Genomic DNA, 1,019 nt, shown 5'->3' with positions numbered 1-1,019 from the left:
CCCGCTCTGGGGTCGGTGTCCGGTTTCGGCGACGTTGGGTGGTGGCCGGCGCCACCGTGGTGGCGGAATCATGGCGGGGGTGGGGTCGTTGTACATGGCAGACCGCGCCAGAGCCCGCCCAGCGCGAGGCCGCCGCGGAATGACCGGCCCCGCCCGGTCGTTACATCCCCCGGGACGTCGGATCAGGTCGAGGGAATCACTCCCCGCCGCCGACGGTTACATCCCCGGGCCGCCCGAGCAGGTCACCCCTTTGATCGCCGGGCAACCCTCACAGACTTCCCCCCTCAGTGGCACCGTCGCGCACCCCCCTGCGCGTGTGTGCTGCTCACCCCCGAACGGAAGGCGTGATCTCATCATGCGTACCAACACCATGCTGCGGAACACCGTCCTGACCGCTGCCGGCATCGCCGCCACCGCCGGTGGGATCGCCGGCCCCGCGATCGCCGCCCACGCCGCCCACGCCGCCCCCGCCAAGCCTGCCGCGCAGGTCCAGGCCGACCGTAAGGGCCACGGCGAGCGGGAACTCGACGTCCGCTACGAGGCCCAGCCCAACTTCTACTACTGCGGCCCCGCCGCCACCCGTAACGCCATCAGCGTGCTCGGCAAGAACATCGACGTCGACGCCATGGCCAAGGAGATGGGCACCACCGAGAACGGCACCAACAGCATCAACGACATCACCCCCGTCCTGAACAAGGAGACCGGCAAGCACTACCGGTCCGTCGAAATCCGCGACGGCAAGGCCGACGACAAGCAGACCGACACCCTGCGCGCCGACATCGTGCGCACCGTCGACGACGGCCGCGCCGTGGTCGCCAACATCGCCGGCACCGCCACCGACACCGACGGCAACACCCACTCCTTCGAAGGCGGCCACTACATCAGCGTCGTCGGCTACCAGAACAACGGCCACACCGTGACCATCGCCGACAGCGCCAACCCCAACACCGCCTCCTACCGCATCACCGTCGACAACCTCGCCGACTGGATCGCCACCCGCGGCTACAGCGCCTCCTGAC

The 1,019-nt window shown here is 69.5% G+C and carries 1 protein-coding gene; it reads left to right on the top strand.

All coding sequences use genetic code 11. From position 1 onward, the window contains the following. Positions 1 to 355 precede the first annotated feature (355 nt). Positions 356 to 1,018, top strand: a complete 663-nt coding sequence (locus B0E53_RS36735) for a C39 family peptidase (protein ID WP_107079943.1) — start codon at positions 356 to 358, stop codon at positions 1,016 to 1,018. Position 1,019 lies beyond the last annotated feature (1 nt).

It is taken from the genome of Micromonospora sp. MH33, assembly GCF_003013775.1.
Lineage (GTDB): Bacteria > Actinomycetota > Actinomycetes > Mycobacteriales > Micromonosporaceae > Micromonospora > Micromonospora fulviviridis.
This window is presented reverse-complemented; position numbering and strand designations above follow the sequence as displayed.